This is a genomic window from Arsenophonus endosymbiont of Crataerina pallida, assembly GCF_964020125.1.
Lineage (GTDB): Bacteria > Pseudomonadota > Gammaproteobacteria > Enterobacterales > Enterobacteriaceae > Arsenophonus > Arsenophonus nilaparvatae.
In genome coordinates this window covers 168,157-192,745 of sequence record NZ_OZ026540.1, presented here as the reverse complement: position 1 = coordinate 192,745, position 24,589 = coordinate 168,157, and the positions used below count along the sequence as shown (strand labels likewise).

Annotated in this window: 15 protein-coding genes and 5 pseudogenes; 7 read left to right on the top strand and 13 right to left on the bottom strand. The window is 38.0% G+C overall.

Translation table 11 applies throughout. The annotated features are described in order from the left end of the window. Positions 1–40 precede the first annotated feature (40 nt). The 3 genes from AACL31_RS01075 to cpxR all read right to left on the bottom strand — a co-directional run bounded on the left by AACL31_RS01075 (position 41) and on the right by cpxR (position 3,263). The gene (locus AACL31_RS01075; RefSeq protein ID WP_310511829.1) at positions 41–1,000 is read right to left on the bottom strand and encodes an NAD-dependent epimerase/dehydratase family protein; all 960 of its coding nucleotides are present in this window, start codon (positions 998–1,000) and stop codon (positions 41–43) included. 200 nt (positions 1,001–1,200) lie between these two features. Next, positions 1,201–2,571: an envelope stress sensor histidine kinase CpxA gene (cpxA, locus tag AACL31_RS01070; protein WP_032115781.1), complete on the bottom strand. Its 1,371-nt coding sequence runs from the start codon at positions 2,569–2,571 to the stop codon at positions 1,201–1,203. After that, on the bottom strand, positions 2,568–3,263 hold the full coding sequence (gene cpxR, locus AACL31_RS01065; RefSeq protein WP_310511828.1) for an envelope stress response regulator transcription factor CpxR: 696 nt from the start codon (positions 3,261–3,263) through the stop codon (positions 2,568–2,570). Before cpxR ends, cpxA begins: the two co-directional genes overlap by 4 nt. Positions 3,264–3,417: 154 nt before the next feature. Between cpxR and AACL31_RS01060 the strand changes: the two genes are divergently transcribed. The 4 genes from AACL31_RS01060 (at position 3,418) to AACL31_RS01045 (ending at position 9,085) form a co-directional block, all read left to right on the top strand. Beyond that, on the top strand, positions 3,418–3,930 hold the full coding sequence (locus AACL31_RS01060; RefSeq protein WP_310511827.1) for a Spy/CpxP family protein refolding chaperone: 513 nt from the start codon (positions 3,418–3,420) through the stop codon (positions 3,928–3,930). A gap of 668 nt (positions 3,931–4,598) precedes the next feature. Then, positions 4,599–6,797, top strand: coding sequence for an autotransporter outer membrane beta-barrel domain-containing protein (locus AACL31_RS01055; RefSeq protein WP_339053675.1), 2,199 nt, complete (start codon positions 4,599–4,601; stop codon positions 6,795–6,797). Further along, on the top strand, positions 6,739–7,416 hold the full coding sequence (locus AACL31_RS01050) for an autotransporter outer membrane beta-barrel domain-containing protein (protein WP_310513283.1): 678 nt from the start codon (positions 6,739–6,741) through the stop codon (positions 7,414–7,416). Before AACL31_RS01055 ends, AACL31_RS01050 begins: the two co-directional genes overlap by 59 nt. 520 nt (positions 7,417–7,936) lie before the next feature. Beyond that, complete coding sequence (locus AACL31_RS01045; protein WP_310511824.1) at positions 7,937–9,085, top strand: BamA/TamA family outer membrane protein; 1,149 nt, start codon at positions 7,937–7,939, stop codon at positions 9,083–9,085. Positions 9,086–9,421: 336 nt separating this feature from the next. Here the strand turns inward: AACL31_RS01045 and AACL31_RS01040 are convergent, their stop codons facing one another. Further along, complete coding sequence (locus AACL31_RS01040) at positions 9,422–10,531, bottom strand: SGNH/GDSL hydrolase family protein (RefSeq protein ID WP_310511823.1); 1,110 nt, start codon at positions 10,529–10,531, stop codon at positions 9,422–9,424. 326 nt (positions 10,532–10,857) lie between these two features. On the opposite strand from AACL31_RS01040, the gene AACL31_RS01035 reads away from it, so the two are divergent. The 3 genes and pseudogenes from AACL31_RS01035 to AACL31_RS01015 all read left to right on the top strand — a co-directional run bounded on the left by AACL31_RS01035 (position 10,858) and on the right by AACL31_RS01015 (position 14,370). Further along, positions 10,858–10,983 carry a hypothetical protein gene (locus tag AACL31_RS01035; protein WP_310511822.1) on the top strand — a complete coding sequence of 42 codons (126 nt, stop codon included), beginning with the start codon at positions 10,858–10,860 and terminating at the stop codon, positions 10,981–10,983. A gap of 2 nt (positions 10,984–10,985) precedes the next feature. Beyond that, positions 10,986–13,409 (top strand): annotated as a pseudogene (locus AACL31_RS20855) (fimbria/pilus outer membrane usher protein). Next, complete coding sequence (locus AACL31_RS01015; protein WP_339053670.1) at positions 13,402–14,370, top strand: spore coat U domain-containing protein; 969 nt, start codon at positions 13,402–13,404, stop codon at positions 14,368–14,370. The pseudogene AACL31_RS20855 and the gene AACL31_RS01015 overlap by 8 nt, the downstream one beginning before the upstream one ends. A gap of 130 nt (positions 14,371–14,500) precedes the next feature. On the opposite strand, the gene AACL31_RS01010 is transcribed toward AACL31_RS01015, so the two are convergent. The 9 genes and pseudogenes from AACL31_RS01010 to AACL31_RS00970 form a co-directional block, all read right to left on the bottom strand. After that, a complete protein-coding gene (locus AACL31_RS01010; protein WP_339053669.1) occupies positions 14,501–15,667 on the bottom strand; it encodes a nucleotide sugar dehydrogenase in 1,167 nt (388 codons plus the stop codon). 30 nt (positions 15,668–15,697) lie between these two features. Continuing rightward, on the bottom strand, positions 15,698–16,693 hold the full coding sequence (locus AACL31_RS01005; RefSeq protein ID WP_310511818.1) for an NAD-dependent epimerase: 996 nt from the start codon (positions 16,691–16,693) through the stop codon (positions 15,698–15,700). A gap of 164 nt (positions 16,694–16,857) precedes the next feature. Continuing rightward, on the bottom strand, positions 16,858–17,865 hold the full coding sequence (locus AACL31_RS01000) for a zinc-binding alcohol dehydrogenase family protein (protein WP_310511817.1): 1,008 nt from the start codon (positions 17,863–17,865) through the stop codon (positions 16,858–16,860). Between the two features lie 145 nt (positions 17,866–18,010). After that, positions 18,011–19,875 (bottom strand): annotated as a pseudogene (gene selB / locus AACL31_RS00995) (selenocysteine-specific translation elongation factor). Next, positions 19,872–21,266, bottom strand: a complete 1,395-nt coding sequence (gene selA / locus AACL31_RS00990; RefSeq protein WP_310511816.1) for an L-seryl-tRNA(Sec) selenium transferase — start codon at positions 21,264–21,266, stop codon at positions 19,872–19,874. The pseudogene selB and the gene selA overlap by 4 nt, the downstream one beginning before the upstream one ends. A gap of 19 nt (positions 21,267–21,285) precedes the next feature. Continuing rightward, positions 21,286–22,216: pseudogene (gene fdhE / locus AACL31_RS00985) on the bottom strand (formate dehydrogenase accessory protein FdhE). 155 nt (positions 22,217–22,371) lie between these two features. Continuing rightward, positions 22,372–23,022, bottom strand: a complete 651-nt coding sequence (gene fdoI, locus AACL31_RS00980) for a formate dehydrogenase cytochrome b556 subunit (RefSeq protein WP_310511815.1) — start codon at positions 23,020–23,022, stop codon at positions 22,372–22,374. 3 nt (positions 23,023–23,025) lie between these two features. Beyond that, positions 23,026–23,964 (bottom strand): annotated as a pseudogene (fdxH, locus tag AACL31_RS00975) (formate dehydrogenase subunit beta). Positions 23,965–23,975: 11 nt separating this feature from the next. Further along, positions 23,976–24,539, bottom strand: a pseudogene (locus tag AACL31_RS00970) (molybdopterin dinucleotide binding domain-containing protein); the annotation flags it as partial. Positions 24,540–24,589: the final 50 nt, after the last annotated feature.

Here is a 24,589-nt window from a genome sequence, read left to right as displayed (position 1 = left end):
CGCTTTCAATTGTGCCCAATTAAGCAAACAGAATTTTTTATTAATCTAATGATTTTTTAAACTCAAACTGAACGGTATTTTCTATCCCCTTTGCCAAGGTTACCGGCGGTTCAAATCCCGTTTCAGCGATGGTATTAGATTTAAATTGGGTGCGCGCACAGAATTTTTTAACCCGAATACTGCTTATAGGAAAATTTTTACCCGTTATTTTAGCGAGCAAATCAAAACAATAACCCGCCAAAAGACCCAACGAATAAGGAATACGCAGATTGGATTTCTGTTTTTGCAATGCCAGACAAATAATTTCGGTTAACTGATCCATGGTGAAATCAGGTTTATCAACATAATTAAAGATATGACGGCCGGCTTTTAATTTAGTAACAAAATATAAAAAGGCAGCAACATTTTCCACATACGCCATCGATTTCTGATTATTGCCAGAACCAATCATCAAAAACTGCCCGGCAGCAATTTGTCTAAATAGGTTATAAACATTACCTCGATTACCCTCACCGAAAACCACAGTCGGGCGAATAGTCACTAATGTCCGTTGGCTATCTTTAGCATGCCAGTCATCATAGACACCTTCCGCCGCCAGCTTCGATTTACCATAATCATTAAAAGGCTGAAATTTACCATCTTCACCAGTTTCCTGCTCAACAAAACCGTAAACCGCCACCGAAGAAGTAAAAATAATATGTTTAATATCTAGCTGCTCAGCAACCTGACAAACATTATTCGCGCCATCCACATTAACTTCATAATAAAGACTGATAGGATGCACATTATCCTGATGTTGCGCCGCCAGATTAATAATAATGGAAGCGTCTTTTAATGGCTCCAATAAAGTTTCTACTTTAGTGACATCACCAAATAGCCAGTTATCTGGATGTGCCTGGCTTTTATTAATATCAACGATTTTAAACTCAATTTGTTGTGCTTTTAATTGATTAGCAAAACGGGTACCGATAAAACCGGAACCACCGAGGATTGTTAGCATAAATATCCTTCTACTTTCTTAATCTTTTATATATTTTGGACAAAATAAAGGTTGGTAGTAGTCTACTATAAGAAGCCTAATTTTCATAAAAAACATAACTTTTAGTTGTTAAGCATATCAATATAATTCTAAGTAGTTATAAAGCCAATATCGTTGAAAACATCAATTAATACAATGACAAAACTTTTTACTTAAAGCAATTAACGTCCATGAAGCGGTAACCATAATTGCAATCTTAGTCCGCCTAATGGGCTATCAGAAGCTTTTACCCACCCTTTATGGTGAAAAACCGCTGTTTCGACAATAGCTAGCCCTAAACCTGTGCCGCCTGATTGCCTATCTCGCGCTTCATCAGTTCGATAAAATGGTCGAAAGATTTTTTCCCGATCTTCCTTTGATACGCCTGGGCCATCATCATCTACCGTGATCAAAATACCTTGATTTTCTTCTTTAAATGCAACTTCAATACGATTATGGGAATACCGTAAGGCATTACGAACAATATTTTCTAACGCGCTACCCAATGCTGGAGGGTTACAATAAATTGTCCAAGTGCCAGGAGAAGCCGTTACATTAAGTGTTTTATTCATCTGTTCAGCTTCAAACGTGGCATTGTCCAAAATATCATTCCAAAGATCGGTAACTTTAATATTTTGTCTCAATATTTCATTCTTATGTTGGCTATGAGACAGTACCAACAAATCATTAATCATACCATCAAGGCGCAATGTTTCAGTTTCAATCCGTTCTAATTCTTTGCTCTCCCCATGTCGGCGGCGTAATAATGCGGTGGCTAATTGAAGACGTGTTAACGGGGTGCGTAACTCATGGGAAATATCAGAAATCATCCGTTGTTGCGCACTAACCATTCCTTCTAGCGCACTAATCATCTGATTAAAGCTGTTTCCTACCGCCAAAAACTCCTGCGGACCAGATTCCAATTCAGGGTGTTGACGTAAATTACCATTAGCAACATCATCTGCTGCCATTTTCAATTTTCTGGCAGGTTTTGCTAAACTCCATGCTAACCATAATAACAAGGGAGCACTAATTAGCATTGTTGCAACTAACAATAAAAAAGGCCTATCAAAAAGCAAGCTAATAAAATCAGATTGTGGACTACTGGCTGGACGAACCAAATAAAGTTGGTAATGATCTTCCCCATCACGAATAGAAAATGGCCCTAACATTTCGACTCGACCATATTTTTTCTTTTTCGGCTGATCAGCATTATCTGATTGCCCAATAAAATTACGAATTACCTGCATTTCATTGGGCATAGCGCCAATAACCCGTCCTTCACTGGTTACCATGATAAGATGCTGATCTGGCGGAGCCCACTTTTGAATGGCGTTAGAAAGCCGGCGCCACCACATAAGATCATTAATTGGGTCGCCAGCTAATTCAGCTTCTATATGCTGTTCTAACATAAGACCTTGACGGTACTCGCTTTCCAACAGCGGTGTAATTTGCCTTGAGTCAAGCTTTGGTACCATCAATACCAACATCAATACTAAAGCCAGCGTAAACCAAAAAATGGCAAATATCCTGGCTGTCAAACTATTTATCATGTTGCTGAAACCATCAAATACCCTCGTCCACGTAAGGTTTTAAACCAAGGCAATCCATCTGTCCGCTCAGGTAATTTACGCCGCAAATTTGAGATATGCATGTCAATAGCACGATCGAACGGGGTTAAACGTTTCCCTAAAACCTCTTGGCTAAGATGTTCACGAGAAACAACCTGACCAAGATGTTGTGCTAATAAATAAAGTAAAGTGAATTCTGTTCCAGTAAGATCGAGCACCTTGCCATTAAAACTCGCTTCTTGTCGTCCTGGGTTTAACTGTAAACCATCTACCTGACAAATTGACGAATTAAGATTATCCTGACTTTGCTCACTCCAATTTGAACGTCTCAGTAAGGCTCGTATACGTGCAACTAATTCACGATCATTAAATGGTTTAGGTAAATAATCATCTGCACCTAATTCCAAACCAAGAACACGATCCAAATCACTGCCACGAGCGGTTAACATAATCACCGGAATTTGATATTGTCTACGTATCTCTTTTAATGTATCAATACCATTTTTCTTGGGCATCATGATATCAAGTAACAATAGATCAATTGTTGAATCGAGAAGCGTTAATACTTGCTCGCCATCATAGGCGATGATCACACTAAAGCCTTCCATTTCAAGTAATTCTTTTAACAGCGAAGTCAGTTCGCGGTCATCATCAACAAGTAAGATTTTATGCATTAGTCATATCCTCCAAGAGCAAAATACGACAAGAATCGCCGCGATGCCATGACTTTACGTTCTTTTACACGCTCTGACGCTAGTTTTCAACCACACGGATATAGTTAGTATAATATTAACATTTTTATTCAAAGAGGGCGGGAGTAAATTATTAATGCGTCACTGGGCAATGATAACTTTTACATCATCGCTATTTATTGTTGGCTCAACAGCGGCTTTAGCCGAAGCAGCAGATGTTAGTATAGCAACATCACAATCTGCCGAAAAAATACAGGCTGTAAAATATGATAGCCATATTTCTAAGCGTAACATAACAAGAGATAGACTATGCAATCCCTATGATATATTTATCCCCTTAATGAAAGGTATTACATTAAGCGAAAGACAACGCCAGCAAATGCGTGACTTGATGGCTTCACAACGACAACAAAGCTTTAAAAATAGAGTTTCGCGACAAGAACGTGAAATTTTACATAATTTGATGACAGCAGATATTTTTGATGATGTTGCTTTTCGCGTAACAGCAGAAAAACTGGCACAAGACATTGTTGAACAACAAGTTAAAATAGCTCGCATATATAACCAATTTTACAAATTATTAACGCACGAGCAAAAAATGATACTGGAGAAGCAACATCAAAAACAGCTATCTCGAGCAAGATATTAAATATTTCGTAACAAGCCTAGTAATAAGTAGCAAGTAATCATTGAAGTTTTTCCTTGCCATAGACACCATCCCTGTCTTGTTGCCCTCTTTTATAGAGGGCTTTTTTCTATGTTACAGAAAACTAATTTTTAGATTTAATAATTAAAAATTCTATTGTTAATTATAAACTAAACAAAATTCTTCTGGTAATAATCCAAGAAAAATGACTTCTTACTATCAAATATAATTATTCAATCTTCATTATGAGAAAATTTATCATAATATATTTTAAAAATATAAATTTATTAATTTTTAATAAATCCAGTTTAATTATTTTATAACACCAAAAAATATCATTTTTTTTTAAATAAAAAATTATATTTTATCCATTCAAATTTATAATAATAAATATAGTAATAATAGTTAATATTTAAAATACAATCATTAATTGAACTAATATTTTATTAATTTAACCATTAGCATAATATATTAATTTTTTATTTTCATAATTTATATGAAGATTTTTATAAAAAAGCATAATCAATAAATTAATTATAAAAAATTAACTTGAAAAAATAAAAAGATGCCTTATTGTTAAAATATTTTCAAATACTATGTTAAGTAAATTCATTATTTAGGTAAATATAGCTTTAACAATAATAAGACACAGTCTTTAGGATAAATTTCATATGCGATTAAAAATAAATTCAACAGAAACCAATCAACCCATTGAATCTCAAAGTCAATCAAAAACAAAAATAACCATAACCTATAATAAAGTTGATATATCAAATAGTTCCACCAATGCAGAAGCTGCTATCACAATTAATAAAAACGATAATAATACAAAAGTTAATACTAATATTGATATAATCACTAATACATCATCAGGAGGGATAAAAATAGATGAAGGCTCTACTCTAAAATCCAATGGAAATGTTTCTATAAAAAACATCTCAAACAAATCTGCATTAGAATCAACAAAAAATAGTAAAATTGATATAAATGGAAATTTAAGTATCAATTCAAATAATGGAACATCTATTGTTGCTAATCAAGAAGGAACTATTAATATAACAGGAAAAACAAATATAGATTCAACGTCTAAATACACTGTTAATGCAATTCAAGGAGCTATTATTAACTTAAATGATGATGCAAATATAAAATCAAAATCAAAAAAATCAGGTGTGATTCAATCTAATGCACTGAACAATGAAAAAACAAGTATTAATCTTAATGGAAACTCAGTAATTGAAGTAAATGGGGATGAGTCTGATGGTATTTTCGTTCAAAGAGGAGGAAATTTAACATCAACAAAAAATATTAAAATAATAACTAACGGCTCTGAATCAAATGCAGTGCATGCAGATAATATTAATAAACCAGAAGAAAATAAAATATCTTTTAACAATATTAATATTACACTCAACGGGAAAAAATCTAATGGATTAAAATCAAAGGAAAAATCAATTATAAATGTTAGTGGATTAGCTACCATAAAATCAAATAAAGATGACTCTGCCGCCATCTCTAGTGAACGTAAAGAATTCCGAATTTTTATTAACAAAGTAGATATAGAGATATCTGGTGATGATTCAAATGCAATTGTAGGAACAAAAAATTATAATCAGAAAGCAGAATATAATATAAAAATAAATAATGGAAAAATAATATCAACAGGAAACAATAGTAATATCATTCATGGTCATGGAACGAATATTTTCATTGAAAATAGTAAGTTAAGTGCTAAAAATGGAAATTTAATTTCTTTAGATGGTTCAAGTTATATTAATATAAGCAAATCAACTATTAACGCAAAAAATGCAGTTGTTGATATCATGGGGGAGAATGAAGGTAATATAAGTAATGTTATTCTAAACAATGTTAAGCAGGAAAATACAAATCAAGATATAAACCTTATAAATGCAAAAGGTAATTCAGAATTACAGTTAACATTAACTAATGGTACTCAAGTTTCTGGTGGTGCATTAAAAGAAAATACAGCAACAACTAATATAACAATGAATAATAATTCACAATGGAATTTGACCAAAGTCTCTAACATATCAAATTTAAATTCAGATAATAGTCAGCTAAATTTCGCTCCCCCGACAGCAAAAAATTTTTTGACATTAGATATTGATAAAAATTTAACATCAAAAAATGGTAAATTTGTTATGAATACTACCTTAAATAATGACTTATCACCCACAGATAAATTAATTATAAAAGGTAATACTTCAGGAACAGCAGGAATAATAATTAATAATATTAATGGAAAAGGCGAATCGACAGTTAATGGTATTGAATTAATACAAGTTAATGGTAATTCATCAGGAGAATTTAAATTAGCCAACCGCGCTGTAGCTGGAGCATATGATTATACTTTACAAAGAGGCGGGCACACAAAAGCCACTTCAAATAAAAATTGGTACCTCACAAACGTTTTAATTAAAACAAGAGAAAAGTCACCACATCAATTCAATCCAACTGAAAATGAAATAGAATCAACAACTCCTATTTATCGACCTGAATTTGGAAGCTATATCAAAAATATTCAAGCCGCCAATACACTATTTCATATGACATTACATGATCGTCTGGGTGAAACACGTTATACAGATGCGCTAACAATGGAACATAAAGTTACCTCTATGTGGATACGTGGCGTTATTGGAAGAAACCGCGCCAGAATGGGTGATGATCAACTAAGAAGTCAGGCAAATCGTTCTGTAATTCAAATTGGTGGTGATTTAGCACAGTGGTCAGCAAATGAATGTAACCGCTATCATTTAGGTGGAATGGTAGGATACGCCAATCACCGCAGTGATACTGTCTCAAACATTACTGGTAGTGGCTCAATTGGTAGAACAGTTTGGTTATAGTGCAGGATTATATGGCACTTGGTATTCAAATCAGCCAGATCAAACTGGATTATACTTAGATTCATGGACACTATATAACTGGTTTGATAATGAAACCCATGGTGATTTCCAGCATAATGAAAAATATAAATCTCGCGTTGCAACCATTTCAGCTGAATCTGGTTATACATTTAAAATTTACCAATACCTTTCCCAAAATAATTTATTGAATAAATTCTATATACAACCTCAAGCTCAAATAACCTGGATGGGAGTAAAAGCCAAAACGCACATAGATAAAAATGGTACCAAAATAGCTAGTTATGGGCAGGATAATATTCAAACTCGGCTTGGTATTCGGGTTTATCTTAAAGGAAAGAGTATCACGGATAAAGACAAAAATCGGAAATTTGAACCTTTTATTGAAACCAATTGGCTCCATAACAGTAAAAAATATGGTGCTATGATGGACACTACACCAATTAGCATTGATGGTAGCCGTCATATATTTGAATTGAAATTGGGTATAGAAGCAAAAATTAATAATAATTTGAATCTATGGGGAAATTTCTCTCAACAGCTAGGTAATAAAGAATATAGCGATACACAAGCTATATTAGGAGTTAAATATCTTTTTTAATCTATTTAATTCTTTAATTAATGTATTTAAATTATTTCACAAAAATAAAATAGTTTATTTTAATCTAGTAAACATTTTCTATAACGAAAACATCTACTAATAAATATTCAAATACACATTAACGATAACATAAAAACAAAATTCACTTAGTAAGTAAAAATTTATTTTTTACAATAGTAATAACCAAATTTTTAACATTAAGTATAATTTAAAACGTTATTCTTTATACCTTATTAATAAGTATACTTTTACAAGTATAACTTAATCTCAAATTTGATAATTTTATAAAATCTCTATATCATTGTCATTATTATGTTTTTTGAACTTTAGTGACACAATATAAAAATACCACATTAAAAGCTCAGAAACTAACTACAAAATCGCATAAAATCTAGTAAATAAATCAAATTACAACGATAAGTGTAAGGCTAGGATTAGTACCTAATTGTAATATGTTTTCTAAAATCGGCTCCAATAATAGCCGTAATGACTTTTATTTACCAGGGGAGCTGTATTTTTAATGAGTTTTTATCGCAATATCATAAGATTAATATTAATCAATTTACTTATTGTATCCACGGTGGCCTACGCCAATATTTTTCCCGAACGACAAAATATAGATCGCGGGCTCGAAAAATTGGGGGGAGCAAACCGTTTTGATGAAACTAAAACTATCGACTGGGGATTATTGCCAGGTCCTTTTTATACACCAGAAATGAGCGCTGGCGTTGGTGTCGCATTAGTAGGTTTATATCGTATTGATAAAAATGATAAAATTAGTCAACCCTCATCATTGAGTCTAAGTGGATTTGCTTCAGCGACTGGCGCTTTCGGGCTAAATTTTAATAATTATAATTTCTTATCTGCGGAACAATGGCGTTTATTTATTTCCGGTACTGTAAATAATATTCCTACCTATTATTGGGGAAAAGGTTATTCTGCCGGTAAAAATGATTACAATAAAGTGGAATATAAATCCCAAGAATTTGCTATTAGACCAAGAGTACTTTATCGCATAATTGATAACACTTATATAGGGCTAGGTTGGGATCTTTCATTACTCAATGCTAGTGATTTAGATGATCGTGGCAAAAATTATTTTGCCAAATCAGTTGGTGGTAGCTCTATACGTAGTTCTGGGATCAGTGCCCACTTCAATTACGATTCACGCGATTTCTTACCTAATGCCCGGCATGGTCAAGCCCTTGAAGTTATTTATAGCTATTTTTCACCAGAGCTCGCTAGCGATAATCGCTTTCAAAGCACACAATTACAATACTCTGTCTACTACACATTATCAGAAAATAGTGTTTTAGCCGTTGATAATTATGCTCGTTTTACTTCAGGTTCAGTTCCTTGGGATCATCTTTCTTTGTTGGGTAATGCAAATCAAATGAGAGGTTATTATGAAGGCCGTTATCGTGATAATAATGTTTTTACTACCCAATTAGAGTATCGCCGAAAGTTGGATTGGCGCCATGGGATCGTTGGTTGGATTGGGGCAGGCACACTTATTGATTCACCATCAAAACTAGGCTCGAATCATTGGTTACCGACTATTGGTGTAGGCTATCGATTTGAATTTAAACCACGAATGAATATTCGATTAGATTTTGGTATTGGTCGCAATAGCACCGGCTTTTATTTTCAAGTAGGTGAGGCATTTTGATCAGCAAAAATTTGTTATTTATAGTAATAAAATAGCCATTAGGTGGAAATGAAACCAATAATACTAATGGAATTAATTTTTACATCTATTTATTACCAGATTATTTTGAACTAACATAATAACCAATTTTCAGTTAACTATTGGTTCATTCGAAAGATCCACATCAAGGCGACATAATATATCGGTAAATAAATTCGATCGAAAAAAAGATGAGATTTGACTAAAAAACAATAACAGTGAAAATTATATAAGCATATTAATTGTTAAAATAGACTTAATTAACTATTTTCAATCTCAAAAATGAATAGCATAAATATTGTTAAAATTTTTCATCATTTAATTAAGAATTTTTTCATAAATTAATCTCCCCATTTCTCCATATCCTAAATTATTAAAATGCAGGTGATCAACATAAATATTATCGTGAAGTTTAGGTGATAGTCTCATCAAAAAATTCATATCATAGTATGGTATATTATCTTTTTGACAACCCGCTTCAAGCTGTGAAGAATACTTTTTATGTAAGTCTAAGGCACACAAATGATCAAATAATTGCCAAAACTTATTCGCACATGCGTTCATTGTGTAAAACATCTCTTCTTCATCTTTATGAAACCGCTCTTTACTCCATCGAGAGAGTGGCTGCAGGATATAATAAACTTTGGCATCATGCTTTTTAGCTAACTGCTTTATCTGAACTGCTGATTCAACAGTCATTTTAACTGCTCGATTGAGACGCTCCTTAATATCTACATATGTATCAGTAAATACCTTTTCCATTGGGTTTTGTGCAAGATCATCAAGCCAATTATTTAATCTTTCCGCAAGCTTTGGGATAAATTTTTTTGCAGCACTATTATTACATGGTGGATTAGAATTTATTCTATACGCTAAATCTTCATTATATTTATTCATATAATGAACTAATTCGTAAGAATAATAATATTTACCATATTCTGTGGTAAAATCGTCAGGTAGCCCCTCCAAGGTCAGAGTGCTAAGGCCACTTAATATAATAATATTTTTTATTTTTTTAAACCTATGCTGATTCAGCATAAAAAGAATTGCTTCTTGCACACAATTATATCCACTACCACCAAAATTAAGCCATATTTCTCCAGTCAACTTAGAAAGTATAGAAGAAATTGTATATGCATCCGAAGTAGCACCAGTTCCCATAGCTGTCGAACCACCAATAACAATGTTAACTAATTCATCGGTTGGAAAATTAGCAGGCGAAACCCAACCCGAAAATGATTTACTCATTCGGAAGCCCATTTCATCGGTATTAATCACGGCCGATCGATAATTCTTTTGGTGAAAAAACATAGTATAAGGAAGCCAGCGAACACTTAAATACATAAATTCATCATATTCACGAAGTTGTGGTGTCAGCTCATAACATCTTTTCACAGCTTCCTGACGGGTCATTTGTTTATATTTCATTATTTATTCCCTAAAATTTTATGAAAACATGTGATTTAATATCTTGTAACAAACAATTATCCCACACTAAATAATTTTTAGAACTTTCACTGTATACACCGATAAGTACTATATTTTGCTCCATTCTAGAAATAAATAAATTAATAGCTACTTCATGGCGGTTAATAAACACTAATGTAATAAAATAATTATACTTTCTAAGTAATACGCGATATTTATCTTTTATTTATACCGCGAAGTATCAATACTATAAAAACATTTCTCAACGGAATAAAATGAATTTAATTCCTGAAACGATGCGATAAGCGGATAGCCTGTTTGGTTATGTGTTAGCTGGCTCGAGTTATATCTGGCCATTACCCGCCACCATTAAACAGCCACAACGGCTAACAGCACAAATTAATACCGATAAACAACTATGGCAAGCATCTAGCACTGGGCTGTACCAGTAAAGATGAAAACTGCCCATTTAACAGGTAAATTAGCCAACTTAATTACCTTACTGATTACCTTACCCATACCGCTATTATCGACAGCGGCGGATAACAGCTGGTCTGAACTGCCGCCACCACCAACTGGCAAAATCAATCAACAAAATTTGCAATATAGGTTGGAGTTAGTGGTTAACCAGTATGCCACCGGGATTATCGCGATCGTCAATGAACGTAAAGGCCATTTTTGGTTATCTGCCGCTGATTTACAAAAAGCCGGTTTGCCCGCAGCGAAACTAACGCAACCGCAAATTGACGTCAGTACCATGCCCGATGTGCAAGTCAGCTATGACGGCAGCCAACAACGGCTACTATTACAAGTTCCCGACAGCTGGTTGCCACAGCAAAACCTAACGATTGGCAATAACCCTCATCGCTATCAGGGACTTAGTAGCCAGGGAGCGCTATTTAATTATGATATCTACGCCAACCGGACTCAGCATAATCATTCACAAATTTCTGTCTGGAATGAACTACGCTTGTTTAGTATGGCTGGCAGCCTATCTAGCACCGGTGTATTTAAACAGCAAATTGGTGGTAGTGATCAGCATAACGATAATCAGGGATTTACTCGTTATGACACCACTTACACCAATGAAAACGAAAACCATGCTATAAGCTGGACGGTCGGCGACTTGATTAGCAACGCATTAAGCTGGAATAGTAGTGTCAGAATGGGTGGGCTGTCACTGTCCCGTGACTTCTCTATCCGACCCGATATTATTACCTACCCATTACCGACCTTTGCTGGTAAAACTGCCGTCCCTACCGCAGTTGACCTATTTATCAATGGTTATCGATCCAGTAATAGCCAGCTACAACCTGGCCTTTTTACTATCACCGATATCCCCTATATTAATGGCTCTGGTGAAGCGGTATTGGTCACCACTGATGCCCTTGGCCGACAGGTTTCCACCACCTTACCGTTTTATGTTGCCAGTACCTTGCTGAAACCGGGTCTTTCTGATGGTGCATTTTCAGCCGGCGCACTACGTCGTGACTATGGTATCAAAAACTTTTCCTACGGGCCGGTAGCCGCCAGTGGTTCTTACCGCTATGGTGCTACTGATTGGCTGACACTAGAGTCCCATGCGGAAGCAGCGTCCTCATTGTCACTCGGTGGCTTTGGCTCTTTGATTAAACTGGGCAATTTTGGTGTGCTTAATGGTGCTTATACGCTCAGTCAAATGCGAGGCAATCACGGCAATCAGTTTAATTGGGGTTACCAATATACTCACTCTCGTTTTACTTTGGCTACCCAACATACCATCCGCAACAGCAAGTTTGGTAATTTGGCACTATATGATCAACCCAACAATCCTAACGATACCCAACCTATCTACAGTTTAAGTCGACGGAGTTCGCAATATTCTGCCTCATTATCATTAAATGAATTTGGCAGTATTGGTTTGGCTTACCTGGACATTTATAGCTTCAACGGCGATAAAAATCGCTTGCTCAACTTATCATGTAGTAAGGGTTTATGGGGCAATAGCAGTCTTTATGCTTCTGCTAGCCGCGATTATTCATAAAATAACTGGTCATTCGCCTTAGTGCTACAAATTCCATTTAACTTTTTAGATTCGGTGACGCTAGACGCGCAACGCAATACCGCCGGGCAAAATATTCAGCGCGTTACCTATAACCACGCCATGCCAAGCGACGGCGGATTTAGCTGGAACATGGCCTACGCGCATCAAGACTCGCAAGATGATTATCAACAAGCCTCACTAGGCTGGCGCAATGCCCATGTCCAAATGCAGGGCGGAATTTATGGTTCGTCTGGCAACTATACCCAGTGAGGGAATGTTTCCGGCTCATTGGTTTTGATGGATGGCACCATCCAAGCGGCTAATAAAATCAACGATGGTTTTGTATTAGTGAGTACCGATGGATACCCGAATATTACCGTTGATTATGAACATCAACCCTATGGTAACACCGGCAAATCTGGTTATTTGTTGATCCCTAGTGTACCAGCCTACTACCCAGCGAGTTATCGTATCAATACCCTAAATTTACCACCCGATATCTATGCAGATACCACCAAACAACGTATTTCTGTCAAACGCGGCAGGGGCTATCTGCTCCATTTCCCCATCAAAGTACGCCATGCTGCTAGTGTCATCCTGACCGATCAACGGGGCAAAGCACTACCATTAGCCAGCGTGGTTTCACGGGCGGGCAAACCAGACACTTATGTTGGTTGGGAGGGACTGGTTTACCTGGAAGAATTAGAGCCAAACAATTTGCTAACTGTCCGCACACCGGAAGGTAAACACTGCCAGCTTAGTTTACAACTGCCGGCAAACACTAGCCAACAACTAAAAACCTATGGTCCGCTTACCTGCGCTTTAGATGGCAACCCCAGGAGTTACCATGAATAAACGTCTATTTTCTGCCATTCTGTGGTTATTTACCGGTCTGATTAACAGCCCTGTCTGGGCCGCTTGTACCGCAACCATGCAGAATGCTTCATTTGGCACACAAAGCTCTTTTGTCATCAATAGCACTGTCCAATCAACCTCGGCTAACCTAGTCGTCACCTGTGGAGCAGTACTAGCTTCTTTGTTAACTACCGATACTATCTCTGCCAAATTGAATAGTGCATCAAGTAGTAGCGGGACGCAAGCGGCAATGAAAAACACCGCCAATACCGATCTTGAACCCATTAATATGTGTAAAGCTTCCAACTGCGCCACCACGACGCCGATTGGTAGTACTATCAATTACTCATCAACCGAATTGCTTAACTTATTAGGCGGCAACGTATTTACTATTCCAATCTATTTTAAAACCGTCACTGGACAAAATTTATCGGCCGGAACCTATAACGTAACGTTAAATCTAACCATTAACTGGAATATTTGTGGACTACTTGGCGTCGGCAGTATCTGTTTAAATCCGCAAGTTGGCAGTACCACCCTTTCGCCGGTGGTGTCACTGATCGTAACCAATGATTGCTCAACCATCACCGCGCCTAACATCAATTTTGGCAGCGCACCGTTAATTAGCAGCTTTCCGAATGTGTCACAAACCATTTCTATTACTTGCACTAAAGGCAGTCTGTACAATGTAGGGATCAACAATGGTACCAATGCAGTTAGCAATGTGCGTAATATGAAACATGGCAGTGGCTTGATCAGTTATGATATTTACCAAGGTACAACCAGTACTCGCTGGGGATCGAGTGGTAGCGAATTGTGGTCTAGTGCCAACTCCACCACCATTAGTGGCGATCAGTTGACCCGTACCTACAATTATGTAGCGAAAGTGCTAACAGGCCAAGCTACCCCGAATCAATCCGGTAGCTATACCGATACACTAACGGTAAATGTCGCTTTTTGATTATCAGGGAGACTATAAAAAGCTACCACCACTCGCAGCTATGGCAACTCGCCTGTGATAAAAACAGGCAATCAGCAATAATCAAAGCGCCAATCTTAAGCTGCGATTGGCGCCAAAGTATGGCTAATTATCAATCGTGACCAAATAGATCGCGGGTATAAACTTTCTGTTTTACATCTTCCAGTTCCGGCACCAATCGATTGGCCAAAATAATATCGCACTGGGCTTTGAAATCGGCCAAATCGGTAATTACTTTGGAGTGAAAAAACTCGCTTTGTTGTAAAACCGGCTCATAAACCACTACTTCGATTCCCTTTGCTTTGATCCGTTTCATCACACCTTGTACTGCCGATGCGCGGAAATTATCCGAACCAGCTTTCATCACTAACCGGTAAACGCCTACTTTTTGCGGATTTTGACTAATAATCCTTTCGGCAATGTAATCTTTACGCGTTCGATTCGATTCTACGATCGCATTAATCAAATTATTTGGTACATCATCATAATTAGCCAGCAACTGCTTGGTATCTTTTGGTAAGCAATAACCACCATAACCAAAAGAGGGGTTGTTATAGTGGCTGCCAATCCGCGGATCAAGTGAAACACCCTCAATAATCTGACGACTATCCAATCCGCGGCTATGTGCGTAAGTATCTAACTCATTAAAATAGGCCACTCGCATCGCCAGATAAGTATTGGCAAATAATTTTATCGCTTCCGCTTCGGTGGCATCAGTAAATAGCACTGGGACATCTTTTTTCAGTGCACCTTCTAATAATAAATCGGCAAAAATCTTGGCACGTTCGGAACGTTCACCCACCACAATACGAGAAGGATAAAGATTGTCATATAGCGCTCTGCCTTCACGTAAAAACTCCGGTGAAAAAATGATATTTTTATACCCTTTCTCTTGTTGCAAGCGGGCGACAAACCCCACCGGGATGGTTGACTTAATAACAATGGTAGCGGCTGGATTAATCTGGTTTACATCATCAATCACCGCTTCTACAGAAGAAGTATTAAAATAATTAGTTTTGGCATCATAATCAGTCGGGGTAGCAACAATCACATAATCTGCCCCCTGGTAAGCCTGTTGTTTATCCGTCGTTGCTTTAAAGTTCAATTTTTTTTCTGTCAGGAACGCTTCAATTTCTTTATCCACTATCGGGGATTGCTGGTTATTCAGCATTGTTACTTTTTCAGCAATAATATCTAACGCAACCACCTCATGATGTTGCGCTAACAACATCGCATTCGACAGGCCAACATAACCTGTTCCTGCAATAGCAATTTTCAAAACTAACCTCTCAAATATTTAGGATCCAGGCTAAACGTGATAATAAGTCCGATACCAGTCAACAAACGCCTTTACCCCTTCTTTAATCGAAATCTGTGGCCGATAACCGGTTAACGAAAACAAATCTTTGGTATCAGCCCAGGTGGTATGGATATCACCGGCTTGCATCGGCAGCATATTTTTAATGGCTTTTTGTCCTAATGCCTGCTCGAGAGCAGAAATAAAATGCAATAATTTTATTGGCTGACCATTACCAATATTATAAATACGATAAGGCGCATCACTGCTAGCCGTTAAAGATTTATCGCTCTTTTTTGGCGGAATAATATCAGCAATCGATAATATTCCTTCAACAATATCTTCAACAAAAGTAAAGTCGCGGCTCAGATCGCCATTATTATATACATCTATCGATTTCATCTCCAAAATAGCTTTAGTAAATTTAAATAATGCCATATCTGGCCGGCCCCAAGGACCATAAACGGTAAAAAAACGTAACCCAGTGGTCGGCAAATTATACAGATGAGAGTAAGCATTCGCCATTAACTCATTAGCTCTTTTGGTGGCAGCATAGAGGGAGATGGGATGATCAACGGACATATTGGTAGAACAAGGAAATTGATTATTGGTACCATATACCGAGCTGGAAGAAGCATAAATCAAATGAGGGATTTGACCATAATAACAACCTTCCAATATCGACAGAAAACCGGTTAAATTACTATCTACATAAGCGAAAGGATCCTTTAAAGAGTAGCGGACACCCGCTTGCGCAGCCAGATGGATCACTCTATCAAATTTACCTAAGGTAATCACTTCAATTACCTTTTCCCGCTCAATAATATCCAGCCGCAAAAACTGAAATTGCGAATAAATTGTTAAGCGCTCAAGGCGGGCTTTTTTTAAACCAGGATCATAGTAATGATTAAGATTATCCAACCCAACAACATCATGACCATGTTGTAATAAACGCTGACATAACGTAAATCCAATAAAACCGGCACATCCTGTTATTAAATATTTCATAGCTATTTTTAGGTTCTATAGAGAAATGAAAAATATTTATCTTTTGTGTAATACAAAAGCGCATCCGGCACTTATTTCCTTCGCCAACATATACAATTAGTCAATAATAAAAAGAAGTGCAAATTAAGCACCTCGAAAATTAGATCAAAACCCTAATCATTAAATTAAAAACCAGCCAATACTAGCTTGCCCTTTACTTTGCCACTTTCTATCATTTGATGGGCAAATCGCAAATTTTCAGCACTGATTTTACCAACTTCTTCACTGATGGTGGTTTTTAAAATCCCCTGATCAATCAATCCTGCCACCCGTTGCAATAATTGATGTTGTTTGATCATATCTTCAGTCTGAAAAACAGGACGCGTAAACATAAACTCCCAATGCAATGAAAGGGCTTTACGTTTCATTGGCATAATATCAAAGGTTTTAGGATCGTCGATTAATGCCAGTTTTCCTTGTGGAATAAGAATATCTAATACCTGCTGATAATAGTCATCACTGTGGGTTAATGAAGCCACATAGTCGACATGCTGAATGCCTAATGCAGCAAGCTGCTGGCTAAACGGTTTTTTATGATCAATAACCGCATGCGCCCCTAACTCACTGACCCATTGCTGTGTTTCCGGCCGTGAAGCGGTAGCGAAAACTTGCAACTTAGTCAGTTTACGCGCTAATTGGATCAGTATTGAACCCACACCACCGGCGGCACCAATAATCAATATCGATTTACCAGCAGCACCATTCTCCGCAACCTCTAGTCGGTCAAATAGCAGCTCCCAAGCGGTAATTGAGGTCAATGGCAAAGTTGCTGCCTGAACGGCAGTTAACGCTGTTGGTTTATGCCCGGCAATCCGCTCATCCACCAGTCCATATTCGGCATAGCATCCTGGCCAATCGATAGAGCCGGCATAATAAACCCAATCGCCTGGTTTAAATAACGTAACTTCACTACCAACCGACTCCACCACTCCACAAGCATCCCAACCTAAAATACCTGGTGCTTTGGGTGTTTCACGCTGGCGCATTTTTGTATCCACCGGATTGACCGCAATAGCAGCAATTTTAACCAACAGATCACGCGGCTGAGGTTGGGGCTTTGCTAGCTCGATTTCATAAAGTGAATGTATATCGCTAAGTGGTAGGGTAGGATCAGTAAAAACAATCGCTCTCATGGCTGACTCCATAAAGCAAGAAATTTCAATCAATAAAAGGAAAAATGAATATATTGCGACTATAAAAAATTATGCTAAATGCTTAATATTTTAATAAATTTATCTGCTGCTCAAATCGATCAACTTAAAAATAACGAAAAATAATTTATTCAAACAATCCCTGATCTCTTAAAATATGCGCATTAAATTTACGTCGGGTAAAACCGCTTCGATCAAAAAATTCCAAAATTTGAACCTCTAATTTTCGTCCTATTGCTAACTCATCACGAAAATTGGCCACCGTAATGGCTCCCTCTAGATGGTTATAGTGTCGAATAATGGCAGCAAATTGTTGAATTTGTAGATTATGGTAATAACGATCCGGCACAATCGCCGTAATTAAACCCAACTTTGCCACTTTTCGCAACAAATGGCGAATGATGGCTTCATCTTGTTGAATTTTTACTGCCAATTCTCGTACCCACCAAGGCTGGTTTGCCACAAAATAGGGTTCTAATTTTTGCCATAATTGCGCCTGTTGTTGGTCAAACACCAAACTATGTTCAGCTAAATGGAGCCAACCATTGGTTTGCATCAGCTTTTTTTCATCAACCAGTTGACGCAGTAGGCTAAACACCAGTTCATCATTCAACCCAGGTAATGCCATCCGTTTTAAGCGGGCACGGCCCACTCCTAGCTGATCAGCATGATGTTGATGATAATCGGCCAATATTTGCATCAAATGCTGTTTAGTCTGCTGAACATTAGTTTGAGAAAATGCAATATCGTTAACTATCAGCACATCAAATTGCGAAACTAACGCTTGTAATGAGGAATGAGTAAGTTGACGTGCCCAACCATAATCCCTAAGTGATAATTCGCCGGTTGGCAACTGAAAAGCCAAATTTTCCTTATCGCCAGTGGTATTAGCCAACTGCGATAACCACGATAGGAATTCGGCTTGCCGTTTACCGCGGCGCGGCGAATGAAGTTTAACCACTCGCGCACCGGCCAAAGTTCGCTGCGCACTAATATCACGCAAGATTAATCGATCATTATCTACCAACCATAAAGGAGTATCCAACGACAACTCAGCCAGTAATGGTTTATCTGGTGGCTGGTTAATAAAGCGATACGTCCGGTCACATGACTAGCGGCATGATAGAGATGTAACGGCTGCCAATTTTTTAAACATTCATTCGTTTCAACTTCAACCAGAACTTTATTAACCGCAAACGCCGGTTGTTCACTTAACAACCAATCACCACGAGAAATCTGTTTTTTGCTAATATCACCCGTCAGATTTAAAGCGATCCGATCACCGGCTTGTGCCTGTGAAACCAGCTGGTTTTGCGCATGCAATCGCCGAATTTTGACTTGCTTATTTATTCCAGTTAACCATAGAGTATCACCAACAGAGACTTGGCCGGACAAAGCCGTTCCAGTGACGACTAAACCTGTACCTTTAACATTAAACACCCGATCGATCGCCAAACGAAATCGATGACCAAGTTTGGCATGCTGGCCAACTTGACCATGTAACATTTGCAAATGTGATCGTAATAAAGGAATGCCTTCTCCTGTTAAGGTAGAAGTGACAAAACAGAGTGACTGAGGCCAGCCATACTCTGTCAATAATTGTGAGATTTCGGTTTGTACCGTTTGGATCCGTTCAACCGAGACGCGATCAGCTTTAGTTAATATGGTCGTTATTTGCGGGCAGCCAATGAGACGCAAAATAGCCAAGTGCTCTTTGGTTTGAGTCATAATGCCATCATCACAAGCAACAATTAGCAATATATGGGATATGCCGCCAATACCAGCTAACATATTAGCTAGAAATTTTTCATGACCGGGAACATCAATAAAACCAATCGAGCGACCATCTGCTTGTGGCCAATACGCAAAGCCAAGATCAATTGTCATGCCGCGTTTTTTTTCTTCCGGTAAATGCAGCGTATTGATCCCTGTCACTGCCTGAATCAAGGCAGTTTTTCCATGGTCAACATGACCGGCGGTGGCAAAAATCATTGTTTTAATAAAACCTGTAATAACTTAGCCTCATCATCTAGACAGCGTAAGTCTAGCCATAAGCGTCCAGCTGAAATCCTACCAATAACAGGAGTAACTAATTGTCGCCATTGGCGAGCCAGTGATAGTAACTGATTACTTTTATTATCTTTAGGCGTAAATGTTATTGCCCAACTAGCCAATCGTTCATTGGGTAGTGAACCACTACCAATCTGCGAAAAACAGGCTTCATCTTTAACCCTGAATTGACCACTATAATGGCGCTTTATCGGTTCAATAAGCCGCTGCGCTAGCTGGCGAATTTCCTGTTGCTGTCGTGACAGAAAGTTAAGGGTGGGTAACGAAGTTGTCACTTTTTCGCCATGCTGATAGAGTCTTAATGTAGCTTCCAGGGCGGCTAACGTCATTTTATCCGCTCGTAACGCGCGTTTTAACGGATGTTGTTGAATAGCCTCTATCCAACTTTTTTTGCCTAGAATAATACCCGCCTGCGGGCCACCAAGTAATTTATCGCCTGAAATTGACACCAGATCAATTCCTTGAGCCAGATATTGTTGTGGCATCGGCTCAGCCGGTAAGCCATATTGGCTCATATCAATTAGCGCACCACTACCTAAATCAATTGCAGTAGCAATATTATATTTAGCACCAAGCTGAGCTAACTGATGGCCTTCAACCTCGGCGGTAAAACCTAAGATACGGTAATTACTGGTATGAACTTTCATTAACAAACCAGTCTCTTCATTTATTGCACGCTGATAATCTTGGAGATAAGTTCGATTGGTTGTTCCTACCTCTACCAGCTGACAGGCAGCCTGTTTCATTACCTCTGGCAGGCGAAATGCTCCGCCAATTTCGACCAATTCTCCTCGCGATACAATAACCTGCCGTCCCGCCGCGATAGTTGCTAACATTAATAACACTGCAGCAGCATTATTATTGACAATACAAGCATCTTCAGCACCCGTTAGTTCACAGAGTAAATCAGCTAATATTCGATCACGATGTCCACGCGCTGCGTCATTAAGCGTATATTCTAAGGTCACTGGATAACGCATCACTTGAGCAACCGCTTCAATCGCTTCTTCTGCCATTAACGCACGCCCCAAATTAGTATGTAACACCGTGCCGGTTAAATTAAAAACTGGCCGTAAGGCACAATTTTCTTGCCGTTGGAGTTGATAAGTAAGCGCACCAATCCAGTCACTTTGCCACACAGGTAAACATTGCTGCTGTTTTATTTGTTCACGTGCATGCTGCTGCATATTGCGTAATATCTTTGTTACTTGAGTTCGACCATAACCTTCTATCAACGATAAAACCGGCGCTTCATTCAGTAAATAATCGATGGCGGGTAACTGACGATATAATGAAGTAACATCTTTGGACATAAGCGATTGATACCTTAAATTATTCGCAAGGAAATAAAAATGGATTAATACTGCTACGCGCAAACCCCTCTTCTTCCAATTTAGCGTCCAGGATCAGGGAAGCCAGATCATCAGCAACTGCGTCAACCTTGGTATCTCGCTCCTGATAGAGAATTTTTAAATAACTGCCACAATCACCACAACTTTCAGCCTTAACCGCCGCATATTCACTAGCTAGGCACCAATAATCTAATTCTTTTGTTTGTTCGCAATTACTACATTTTACCCGCACAACATGCCATTCAGTTTCACATAAATTACAATGTAAATAACGCAGCCCTTGATATCCCTATTTGCACCACACTAGAAACCGGAATACTGCCACATACCGGACAAAATTGACGATGCTCACCATATTCGGCGGTAGCTTTACCCGGGATTTGACTGGCCATTTGTGCCCAAAACAAGGAAAGGGCAGCCCAAATAAACAATGCTTGTTCTGGTGATACTTGGCTAAATTCACCATTGAGTAACGCTGTTGCCATCAACTCCAACTCATGTATAGAAACTTTGGTTAAGTTTTCTAATGCGGGCTTTACTTCTTCGGGTACCACAGGAGCCAGTTCAGCAATTAAAGAATTAAATAATTTATGCCAATGGTCAGTGCGGATAAAAGTTTTACAATCTAATGGCGGTTTATTGGCGATCATCGATTGTTGCAGGATATCCGTGATATCCATCATCAAAGGATTATCATACAGCGCATTTTGCTGAGCGCGGGTAACATGGGAAGCAAAGATGAGATATTCACTAAATGGATTTTCTGCCGTCGCTAATGATTGGAAACGTTCAGCTCGGAATTGATATAGATTGTTTAAATCTGGAAATAAAACCGGCGGGATATGACAGATGCCTTTTTTGGCTGGTTCATTTTTACCTATCTCTTCTTTAGGCAAAATCCTAATGCTCATAGATATGCTCTCTTTGATGATTTATTTTACCATTATTGCCCAATAAATCTCAGAATAGACCAAAAGCTAACAGGGATCTATAAACGGATAAATAACATAAAAAAAGCAGAATGTAATTATTCTGCCTCTGTTATTACTACTCGAAAAAAACGCTGTTAGCTGCTCTTTTCTTGCTGTGGCTTCTCTTTTTCAACAATCTCACGATACCAACGAGGGTGATGTTTTTTCGCCCAAGCCCGCGTTACCCATCCTTCAACCATTGCTCGAATAGAGCCTTTTACCCATATAGCGGCATAAACATGAATAATAATCGTCATTATTAAACCAATCGCCGCAACAGAATGAAGCAGCAATGCCAAACGAATAATTGGGATGGGAAAATAGTCAGCAAAATAAGGACGCCAAATAATAATACCGCTAATCAAAAGTAAAAACAGGCAAATTGTTGCCAACCAAAATACCGCTTTTTGACCTAAATTATATTGACCAACATCACCGACTTCCTCATTTTTTAAAATTTTATCAATATTTTTAGCCCAGATAATATCTTGTTTATCAATAAAATTATGTTTGAAATATCTAATAAACATGCCAACAAACAGCACAAACATCATGGCACCCAAAAATGGATGCAGTACTCTTGAGAGTTGTGGCGTACCTAAAATATTCATCAACCAATTTAACGATGGAAAGAAAAAACCTAATCCACTAATTGCCGTAAATAAAAAAAAGATAACCACTAGCCAGTGATTGATTCGTTCACTGGCAGAATGGTGGATAATTTTTTCATTCGGTTTTTTTATCATCAGCTATCCTCCTCTTTTTTTACTCGCCAATTTATCGCTCTTTGTTAATGTTTGATCATCATTATTTGGCAATTTATCAGCATTATCTTCATCAGAAACACGATTTGGACCCACCGCCAGATAATGGAAAAATGCAGAAGCAAAGGTAACGGCAAACCCTACAGCAGCTAACGGTTTCCAAATACCTTTCCAGAAGGTGACGGTTGGGCTGATAGTCGGATTATCTGGCAGGCCATGATACAGCTCGGGCTTATCACCGTGGTGTAATACATACATAACATGCGTACCACCAACACCTTGTGGATCATAAAGCGCGGCATTTTGATAACCTCGGGTTTTCAACTCTTCAACTCGTTCAGCAGCAAGTTGTTTCATCGAGCTCTTACTACCAAAATGAATTGCACCAGTCGGGCAAGTTTTTACACAAGCCGGCTCTTGACCTACTTCAACCCGATCAACACAAAGGGTGCATTTATAAACCCGATTATCCTCTTTATTTAATCTGGGAATATTGAAAGGGCAACCAGCAATGCAATAACCACAACCAATACAATGCTCTGAGTCAAAATCGACTATTCCATTGGCATACTGAATAATCGCTCCCGCAGAAGGACAAGCTTTCAAACAGCCTGGATCAGCACAATGCATGCAGCCATCTTTGCGGATCAGCCATTATAATCTCCCTTGCTCTTCAACTTCAGCAAAGCGCATCACCGTCCATGATTTCGCCGTCAAATCTAACGGGTTATCATAAACCCCAACGTTATGACCAATTTCATCACGAATATCATTCCATTCGGAACAGGCAACCTGACACGCCTTACAACCAATACATGTGGTGACATCAATTAATTTTGCGACTGCCTCTTTATCACTGCACACTTGAGGAGCCGGTGTTAACGAGTTGGTCGCAGAGCGGCGAATAATATCTTGTGAAGCCATCATCTACCTCCTTACACCTTTTCCACATTAACCAAGAATGCTTTAAACTCAGGCGTCTGAGTATTGGCATCACCAACAAATGGCGTTAGCGTATTGGCAATAAAGCCTTTTCGCGTCAGTCCCTGAAATGCCCAATGAATTGGGATCCCAATTGTATCAATTTCCCGACCATCAACTTTTAAGGTACGGATACGCTTAGTCACCACCGCTTTCGCTTTGATATAACCACGGTTAGAACTAACCTTAACCACATCGCCTGCTTTGATACCTTTTTTCTCTGCCAATCGTTCACCAATTTCAACAAATTGCTCAGGTTGAATAACCGCATTTAAATGCGCATGTTTGGTCCAAAAGTGAAAATGCTCAGTTAAACGATAAGTTGTGCCGACATAAGGAAATTTTTCAGCGTTTCCTAATGCATTAAGATCGTCATTGAATAGGCGGGCAGCAGGATTAGAGATAACATTTGGATGTAACGGATTAGTTCCTAACGGGGTTTCAAAAGGTTCATAATGTTCAGGGAAGGGGCCTTCGGCCATCTTATCTAAAGCAAATAAACGGCCTAATCCTTCTTGATAGGACGTGAGATATTTAAACGGGAAACGTGCGATAAATGTGGATCTAC